Source organism: Stutzerimonas stutzeri (assembly GCF_024448715.1).
Classification (GTDB): Bacteria; Pseudomonadota; Gammaproteobacteria; order Pseudomonadales; family Pseudomonadaceae; genus Stutzerimonas; species Stutzerimonas stutzeri_AR.
This window is the reverse complement of record NZ_JAMOHZ010000021.1, coordinates 1-1968: the sequence shown is the minus strand read 5'-3', so window position 1 is coordinate 1968 and position 1968 is coordinate 1. Positions and strand designations below refer to the sequence as shown.

At 42.1% G+C, this 1968-nt stretch carries 3 protein-coding genes; all 3 read left to right on the top strand.

Annotation, left to right across the window (positions count from 1 at the left end; translation table 11 throughout):
* On the top strand, positions 1 to 269 hold a 269-nt coding region (locus NAV33_RS21360; protein ID WP_255983762.1), incomplete at its 5' end, for a hypothetical protein.
* A 471-nt stretch (positions 270 to 740) separates the two neighbouring features.
* Positions 741 to 1103 (top strand): hypothetical protein, encoded by a 363-nt coding sequence (locus tag NAV33_RS21355; RefSeq protein WP_255983761.1) that lies wholly within the window; start codon positions 741 to 743, stop codon positions 1101 to 1103.
* Positions 1104 to 1244: 141 nt separating this feature from the next.
* The gene (locus NAV33_RS21350) at positions 1245 to 1937 is read left to right on the top strand and encodes a hypothetical protein (RefSeq protein ID WP_255983760.1); all 693 of its coding nucleotides are present in this window, start codon (positions 1245 to 1247) and stop codon (positions 1935 to 1937) included.
* Positions 1938 to 1968: the final 31 nt, after the last annotated feature.

Here is a 1968-nt window from a genome sequence, read left to right as displayed (position 1 = left end):
CGTTAGGCATCAACACTGCGGAGTTGACCATGACAGATCAGAAAATCATGATGGAATGCGATACTTGTAGTAAAAAATTTCAATTTGGCCCTCATCAATACGAGGGACGAGTTATCAATCTTTATGGCATCACCGTGTGCGACACCTGCTGGACTGGAAACTGGGATGGCTGGGCTCCACATTTCGAACCAATAATCCAAAAGCACTTAGCGGAAAAAAATCTACCAGAGCCTCCAAGAAATAATAAAGGCTGGTTGCCACGAGACTAGATAAAACCTTCCACACTTAACCGAGAATCATTAATTTCTTATAGATTTAAAGCAGGGGGCATTTTAATGCGAAAGTTATTAATGATATATGCCTTGATTTTCTTTTCTTCCCTCGCGCACAGTCAAGAGCCAAGGCAAGCAACCCTAAATCCTCATGCAATAATTTGTACAGCAGAAGGTGACATTTACCACCTAATTAATTTATTCCAAAAGCAAGACATGAACGCAATTGAAAAATATATGCGACCTGGAAAATGCGCCATGACAAATAGAAGCAATAACGTACTCGTGCTTGACTATGTTGCAGGGCGTCCCTGGGCTCTTATCCAATCTGCTGAAGGGGTCAAGATATACACTTTCAGTCAAAATATAACTTTTTGATACAGCTAAATATTTGGCATTATTTGCCTTGCTCACGGGGACAAGCTAAAGCCGACCCTTAACCAGACGCGAGCAGCCAAGGAGAAAGAGATGTTCGGGTTATTCCAAAATCGAAAAAAATATAATGGCCAAGTAGACTTAAAGCTTAACAACGAGTATCAAATAATAACTCGCCGTTCTGAAAACCCATTATTCCCAGGTTCACTGGCCTTTTTGGAGCTAATCGACCAAGCTTGGAATGGACAGATGAATGAGGATGAAGCGGCTATGTTTATAGCAGTCTTATATTTCAGCGGGTTGTGTAAAAACGGCCACCGGGCTGAAGCTTCGCTGCTGCTACCACGGATAGTAAATATTGCACAATTCAACGTTCCCAAAAATATAGTTTCTGAACAACGCTGGCAAAAATTCGCACATGCAATTCGTGAGGCAAGAGAAATCTCAGGAATTTGACAGAGCTACAGAATTAGGCCCACATAATAATGAAATAAGGGCCAGACAGGCCTAACAACTGGCTCAAATCGTTCGCTCCGCTCACTGGGACGGGCTAAAGCCCGCCCCTTAGCCAAACGTTAGCTTTTTCACGGAGAATTCATGCCAAAAAATACGGATATTGCAGCTATCTTAGGTAAGGGTTTAGTCGGAGCGATTCCGTTTGTTGGTCCATTGGCTGCAGAGATTGTTGGTGCAATAATACCGAACCAAAGAATTGATAGAATTGAATCCCTGCTAAAACTTCTCGAATCGAAGATCGCCGAAGACGAAAAATCAAAAGTTGAAGAAAAAATCGTTACTCCCGAATCAGTAGATCTGATCGAGGATGGATTTCTTCAAGCCGCCAGGGCCCTAAGTGAAGAAAGAAAAGACTACATAGCCTCACTTCTCAAAAACAGCCTTACGAATGACCGCCTAGAATATATTGAGCATAAACGGCTGCTATCTATACTTGGTCAACTTAATGACCTAGAAATAATAATATTGAAATCCTATACGCTGCATCACGGAGAACCAGACTCCGAAGAGTTTTTTAAGATACATCAAGACTCATTGCAGCCACCAGGCGCCTTCCTTGGGTCTACTCAAGAAGATTTAGACAAACACGTTCTCCACCAAACCCATAAGACTCATCTTGCTAGCCTGGGATTATTACGACCAGGATTTAAGAGAGCAAAAAAAGGTGAGCTACCAGAATTTGACGATAAGACGGGCATGATAAAAGCCAATGGCTATTCAATCAGTCCTCTTGGTCGGTTACTGCTCCGAAGCATTGACCAAATTAATGAGTAATAAGCTAACAAATGGTTCAAACCGTTCGCTA

What these genes read in the sequence shown, in the direction of transcription:
- NAV33_RS21355 (WP_255983761.1), top strand. Translation starts at nt 741, where the DNA reads ATGTTCGGGTTATTCCAAAATCGAAAAAAATATAATGGCCAAGTAGAC.
- NAV33_RS21350 (WP_255983760.1), top strand. Translation starts at nt 1,245, where the DNA reads ATGCCAAAAAATACGGATATTGCAGCTATCTTAGGTAAGGGTTTAGTC.